Here is a 6050-nt window from a genome sequence, read left to right as displayed (position 1 = left end):
CATCAGATGACAGAGCCCGACATCTGCCAGAGTGGCTACATCGATACAATTGGCACCGGCCGCATTGCAGCCTAAAGTGCAAACCACCTATCAGCCGTCTCGGTCTGACCGGGGACAACCTCTTGAGGCTCCACAGCTAGCGCACTCGAAGGCATATCGTTTGCGGAGTGCTGCGCCATTGGGAGCCGATTAAGATCTCCCTTCGCTGACCCGGCGGGTCATATTGCCCACAAAGGAATTTGAATGAAAAAGATTATCGCCGTGTTGGCGCTCTGCGCATGCGCGCAAGGCGCGCGTGCCGCTGGACCGGAGTGTCGCGCTATCCCAGGTGCAAGCGAGCGGCTGGCTTGCTACGATGCGGCATCGCTGCCGAAAAAGGACAAGCCGGCGTTGGTGGGAACCGAAGCATCGCGCGCCGCCTACAAAGATCCGCTCATTGAGGAGGATGCGCGCACCGCCGCCAAGCTCAAGGGCATCTGCCGTGGCTGTTGATCGATTGAACGCCGTTCCGCCGCTTAACGCGTTGGTCTGGCCGGTCGTGTAGGCATTCCCGGTCAGTGACATGACAGTCTGCGCCATTTCGTCGACCGTGCCCGGGCGGCCGAGCGGTATCGATTTCACGGCCTGTGCCGGATATATCGCAGGACTACGTTCGTCAGTGTGCCGGATTCGTTTTCTAGGTGGGCGCGCGATGGCTCGAACCGATGCTGCGTTATCCGTCGCTCTCTACTGATTTGCGCGTCAGGCAACCCCCTCCTCCAAAAATATTTCGCTTCGCGATTTGGTAGACACAGCTTTAGTGATTCCGATTGTCCCGCTCCCACTCGAGGGGCGGCTCGCGATCGTCACGAACGCGGGGCGGGATGCGATGGACGCTTTTGGTGCGACTGACGAGTGCGGTAAAAGCGGACGGCGAAGTCGTGTGGGCCTGATATCCCGACGCTGATATCAAGCTGGCGATGATGCTAACGCATCACGCCGGCGACGGAGACAATAAAGCCCGGTCTCCGGGGCGAGCACGAAGGAAAACGTTAAAACCATCGCGCAGGGAATGCCGGGCTGTTCCGGTGAACCTGTGGTGGACTAACTCGTGTGCTTTTTTAATTGCACACGGGGCTACGGGTGCATTGGGCATCCGGCATTCCCTGCGCCCTTCGATATCAGGGCGAAGAATTTCAGATGAAGCTCGGACGTTTTCGCGCCGCGAGAAGGAGAACGTGTGTCAACCCGAAATCAGAAACTTACAGCACGGCGCGCTAATGCAACTAAGTAGCAACTGTGAGATTTGATCGTTCTTTAATCGTTAAAGACGCCCTGCTAAACTCTAGTGCGGTGAATTTGAAGTTCCTATCAGTTTCGCGGTAACCTCGTCATAGGAACTTCAAATTCTAAACCGCACTAGAAATCATATATTAGCTAGTGCTCCTTTGATTCCGAAGTTCGAAAAGTGGCCCCGGAAATGCTACGAACTTCGGAATCGGGACGCTAGCCCATGGAACACGGCATTGATCCGACCAAGTCGCGCGTCGCGGCGATTTCGATTTTCGCCAGCGCCGGCATGGCCGCGGCCAAGTTCGTGGTCGGCATCGCCATCGGCAGTCTGGCGCTGATCTCGGAGGCCTTGCATTCGTCGGTGGACGTGGTCGCAACCGTCGTCACCTGGCTGGTGGTCCGTTTCTCCGATCGCCCAGCCGACAGAGAACACCATTACGGCCACGGCAAGCTCGAGAGCGTATCGGCGCTCGGCATCATCGCCATGCTCTACGTGCTTGCTGGCGGCATCCTGGTCGAATCCTTCAGCCGCCTGCACCAAGGCGCCCCGCCCCCAACCCTCTCAGCGGTGCCGTTCGTCGTGCTCGTTCTCGACATTGCGGTCAATCTCTGGCGCGCGCGGGCGCTGCACCGCGCCGCGCATGCAACCAAAAGCCAGGCGCTTGCCGCCGACGCCCTGCACTTCGCGTCCGATGTGCTCGGCTCGGTTGCAGTCATCGCCGGGCTTGCACTCTCCGGCCTCGGCTATGCATGGGGCGACGCCGCCGCGGCCGCCACCGTTGCGATCGTCATCGCAGCGCTTGGCATGCGGCTCGCCCGCTCGACCGTCGAGACCCTGACCGACCGCGCCCCCGAAGGCGTCGCCGAGCAAGCCGTCGCCGCGATCCGGACCGTTCCGGGCGTCGTCGGCGTCGAGCGACTAAGGGTGCGCATGGTCGGCGCCACGCATTTCATCGATGCCATCGTGCAGGTGCCACGCACTTATCCGATCGACCGCGTCGACGAGATCAAGCAAAAAGCTCAAGCCGCCATGTCCGCGGCATTCAACGACGCCGATCTGACCTTTACGGCGGTTCCCGTCGCCCTCAACAACGAGAGCGTCCGTGAACGCATCATGGTGATTGCCCGCAATTCCGGGCTTGCGGTCCATCATGTGACGGTTCACGATCTCCGCGACAAGCTCACTGTCAGCATCGACCTTGAAGTCGACGGCGGGATGGCGCTGACGGCAGCCCACGACATTGCCCACGAACTCGAGCGGAACATTCGCGATGAGTTCGGCGAAGACGTCGAAGTCGATACCCATATTGAGCCGCTGGAACCGGAGTTGCCGCTGGGCACGGACGCCGCACCGGAACGGGTGGAGACGATCCGCACAGCGCTCTCGCAGTTCGCCGCCCCCGGGGCCATCCACGACATCCATAACGTGCGCGTGCGGGACACCGATGCCGGCGAGATCGTCAACTTCCATTGCCGTGCGTCGCCTTCGATGAGCGTGATCAGGGTTCACGAGTGCGTTGACGAGATCGAACGCGCCTTGCGCCGCGCCTTTCCGACCGTGAAACGCGTCATCAGCCACGCCGAACCGCCGAAGGCGTAAGCGGACTTGAAATCACCACGCGCGTTCTTGTTTCGGACTCAACTTGGCCCGCTTTTTTGCCGGCTCTTCTGAGCTAAGATTCGTCGTGGACAAGAATTATTTGCTTTAACGAATCGTTGACTCTCGACAGCCCGGGAAAAGTGGACTCAAATGAATCTGATTCGGGGAGCGGCGATTCTTCTCGAACGGGGTGGGTTCTGCAAAGCTTTCCGAGGGGGCAAACGGTATGGCGCGCGCACACGCGGCGAGCGCGTGCGTCCAATCCGATTCGATTAAGGGATTGGCGCAATCGATCGCGAAGCCGGCCTATCACAGGCTGTTGTTAGCGGAGCCTGCGCTCCGTCGTGCAGTACCGACACTGATCATTGCGTTCCTGATCACTATTTGCCTCGGCGCCTTTGTGCAGGTGATCGACCAGGCGCATCAGAAGCGCGAAGCCATGAAGCGCGAAATCGAGGCGACTGCGGATTACCTCGCCGATCGTATCGATCGCATCGTCCCGGCAAAACCAGAGCGCGGAGCCTCGTTCGAGCGCCTTCAGCTGCTGCTGCCGGGATTGATTCCGTCTTGGGCGTCGGCTCGCGGACGCCATGTCATTGTCACCGGCGCGGACCAGCGGGTGCTCGCCCGCGTGCCGGTCGAGTCCGCAATCGGCGATTCTTCCAGTCTCCTCGATGTCGTCAGCGCCGCCGTACCCTCGCCCGGATCAAGGCAGACCAGCGCTGCCATCGACATCACGCTGCCGAACGGCAGCGGCGCGCTGATGGTTCGGCGCGGCGTGCGATCGTTGTCCGGCCAGGTGATCGTCATTCAGGAAAAGTTCGGCTCGATCTGGCGCTCGGACGCAGCGCTGTCGGTAACGCTCTCCGCGACCACCGGCTTTGTCGTGCTGATCCTCGGCTTCGCGTTCCACTGGCAGTCGACCCGCGCCCGCGAGGGTGACCTCATCAACGACGCCGTGCGCGGACGCATCGACACCGCGCTCAACCGCGGCCGCTGCGGATTGTGGGACTGGGATCTTTCCCGCGGCAGGATCTTCTGGTCGCAGTCGATGTTCACCATGCTGGGGCTGGAGAACCGCAGCGACCTCCTCACTTTCGGCGAGGTCAATGCGCTGGTGAATTCGGACGACATCGATCTGTTCGAGATTGCCGATCAGCTGATCTCCGGAAAACTCAACTTCATCGATCACACCTTCCGCATGCAGCATACCGATGGCCACTGGATCTGGCTGCGCGTACGCTGCGAGCTCAGCCAGGGCGCCTCCGATACCGGGCTTCATCTGATCGGCATCGCGGTTGATATCACCGAGCAGAAGAGTCTCGCGGAAAAGACCGTCGAGGCCGATCTGCGGCTGCGCGACGCGATCGAGACCATTCCCGAAGCTTTCGTGCTGTGGGACGCCAGCGACCGCCTCGTGCTCTGCAACTCGCATTTCCAGCGCCTGCACAAGCTGCCGGATTCGGCGGTCATCCCGGGCACCTCCTACGAGACGGTGATCGAGGTCGGCCGGATGCCGGAGGTGCGGACCCGCCTGCATGAAATCGCCAACCAGGCGCCGGGCGCGCGAACCTTTGAAGCGCAGCTCGACGACGGAAGCTGGTTGCACATCAGCGAGCGGCGGACCAAGGACGGCGGCTACGTCTCGGTCGGAACCGACATCACGCGGATCAAGGAACACGAACATAAGCTGGTCGAAAACGATACCCGGCTGCGCGCGACCGTCATCGACCTGAAGCGCTCGCAGAGCGAGCTGGAGCGGCAGGCGATCGAACTTGCCGATCTCGCCGAAAAATACTCCCGGGAAAAGAACCGCGCCGAGGAAGCCAACCAGACCAAGTCGAAGTTCCTCGCCAATATGAGCCACGAACTTCGCACCCCGCTCAATGCCATCATCGGCTTCTCCGAAATCATGGAAAGCGGCATGTTCGGCGCGCTCGGCTCGGAGAAATACCAGGAATACTGCCACGACATCCTGACCAGCGGGCACTATCTGCTCGAGGTGATCAACGACATCCTCGACATGTCGAAGATCGAAGCGGGCCGGATGAAGCTCGACATGGAAGCGCTCGATCTGTCGAAGACGCTCGCCGAATCGCTCCGCGTGGTTTCGGGCCGCGCCGACGACAAGAACCTCGACCTCGACGCGGAAATCGATGGCCCGATCTCGATCGTGGCGGATCGCCGCGCGACCAAGCAGATCATCGTCAATCTGCTCTCCAACGCCGTCAAATTCACACCCGACGGCGGCAGGATCGTCGTCCGCAGCCGGGAGATCGCGGATTCGGTCGTGCTGCTGATTGCCGATACCGGGATCGGGATTCCTCCCCAGTCATTGCGCCGGCTGGGACGGCCGTTCGAGCAGGTCGAAAGCCAGTTGACCAAGACCTATCACGGCTCGGGATTGGGGCTTGCGATTGCTCGCTCGCTCGCCGGCCTGCACGGCGGCTCGATGCGGCTACGCTCGAAGCTCGGCAGCGGCACGGTGGTACGGGTAACGCTACCGCGCAAGGCCGCCGACAAAGCCAACGAATCCGCGGCGGCTGCGGCCTGACCCACCCATTTTATCTTATTGCAGCGTGGGAGCTACCTCACGCGCGATCTGAACCAGGGCTGCAATCAACGGCGTCATCGGATCGCGCTTGGGAATCACCATTCCGATGCTGTAGTCGACCACGGGATCGACAATGGGGATGCTGCGGACCTTGTCCGCCAGTCCCAGCGTTTCCGCCAGCTTCGCCGGCATGACGCTCGCCCAGCGGCCGGTCTTCACATGGGTATAGAGCACGAGCAGCGAGTTCGACGTCAGGCTCGGCGTCGCTTCGGCCCCGACCGTTTTGAGCGCGCGGTCGATGATGCGGCGGTTCTGCATGTCCGGCGTCAGCAGGCACAGCGGAACCTGGCCAACCTCCGTCCAGGTCACCTTGTCGCGATCGCCGAACATCCCCTCCGGCGAGGTCAGCAGACGATAACTTTCGTTGTAAAGCGGGATGGTGCGGACGTTGCCGATCGGCTCGTTCTCGATATAGGTCAACCCGGCATCGACCTCGAGGTTTTCGAGCAGGCCAAGAACATCCGCCGAGGTGCACGACACCACGCGGAACCGGACATCCGGGTGACGCGCCCGGAACGGCGTCGTGAGCGAGGCAACCATGCCGAGCACGGTCGGGATCGCAGC

At 61.5% G+C, this 6050-nt stretch carries 4 protein-coding genes and 1 pseudogene; 4 read left to right on the top strand and 1 reads right to left on the bottom strand.

Translation table 11 applies throughout. The features are described 5' to 3' along the window. From M6D32_RS04090 to M6D32_RS04075, 4 genes and pseudogenes are all read left to right on the top strand, one after another. Nucleotides 1-140 (top strand): annotated as a pseudogene (locus M6D32_RS04090) (integrase core domain-containing protein); the annotation flags it as partial. A gap of 103 nt (nucleotides 141-243) precedes the next feature. Beyond that, on the top strand, nucleotides 244-492 hold the full coding sequence (locus M6D32_RS04085; RefSeq protein WP_298253625.1) for a hypothetical protein: 249 nt from the start codon (nucleotides 244-246) through the stop codon (nucleotides 490-492). A gap of 1000 nt (nucleotides 493-1492) precedes the next feature. After that, on the top strand, nucleotides 1493-2872 hold the full coding sequence (locus M6D32_RS04080; protein WP_298253623.1) for a cation-efflux pump: 1380 nt from the start codon (nucleotides 1493-1495) through the stop codon (nucleotides 2870-2872). A 226-nt stretch (nucleotides 2873-3098) separates the two neighbouring features. Further along, complete coding sequence (locus tag M6D32_RS04075; protein WP_298253621.1) at nucleotides 3099-5426, top strand: ATP-binding protein; 2328 nt, start codon at nucleotides 3099-3101, stop codon at nucleotides 5424-5426. Between the two features lie 15 nt (nucleotides 5427-5441). Here the strand turns inward: M6D32_RS04075 and M6D32_RS04070 are convergent. After that, nucleotides 5442-6050: LysR family transcriptional regulator substrate-binding protein (locus tag M6D32_RS04070; protein WP_298253620.1), on the bottom strand; the 609-nt coding region annotated here is incomplete at its 5' end.

It is taken from the genome of Bradyrhizobium sp. (assembly GCF_027307225.1).
Classification (GTDB): domain Bacteria; phylum Pseudomonadota; class Alphaproteobacteria; order Rhizobiales; family Xanthobacteraceae; genus Bradyrhizobium.
The sequence above is the reverse complement of the archived record's forward strand: the minus strand, read 5'-3'. Positions and strand labels throughout refer to the sequence as shown.

Coding starts and splice junctions, on each gene's coding strand:
- M6D32_RS04080 (WP_298253623.1), top strand. CDS start 1,493: ATGGAACACGGCATTGATCCGACCAAGTCGCGCGTCGCGGCGATTTCG.
- M6D32_RS04075 (WP_298253621.1), top strand. CDS start 3,099: ATGGCGCGCGCACACGCGGCGAGCGCGTGCGTCCAATCCGATTCGATT.
- M6D32_RS04085 (WP_298253625.1), top strand. CDS start 244: ATGAAAAAGATTATCGCCGTGTTGGCGCTCTGCGCATGCGCGCAAGGC.